This window comes from Rossellomorea arthrocnemi (genome assembly GCF_904424705.1).
In the GTDB taxonomy this organism is placed as follows: Bacteria; Bacillota; Bacilli; order Bacillales; family Bacillaceae_B; genus Rossellomorea; species Rossellomorea arthrocnemi.
The window spans coordinates 1-257 of sequence record NZ_CAJGBF010000076.1 but is presented as its reverse complement, the minus strand read 5'-3'; the positions used below and the strand labels follow the sequence as shown (position 1 = coordinate 257).

Annotated in this window: 1 rRNA gene; it reads right to left on the bottom strand. The window is 55.3% G+C overall.

Going from position 1 to position 257, the window contains the following annotated elements:
* A 16S ribosomal RNA gene (locus BAA9072_RS24025) occupies positions 1-257 on the bottom strand; the annotation flags it as partial.

The following is a 257-nucleotide window of genomic DNA, read 5'->3' as shown; positions in this document are numbered from 1 at the left end:
CGCGCGCTTTACGCCCAATAATTCCGGACAACGCTTGCCACCTACGTATTACCGCGGCTGCTGGCACGTAGTTAGCCGTGGCTTTCTGGTTAGGTACCGTCAAGGTACCGCCCTATTCGAACGGTACTTGTTCTTCCCTAACAACAGAGCTTTACGATCCGAAAACCTTCATCACTCACGCGGCGTTGCTCCGTCAGACTTTCGTCCATTGCGGAAGATTCCCTACTGCTGCCTCCCGTAGGAGTCTGGGCCGTGTC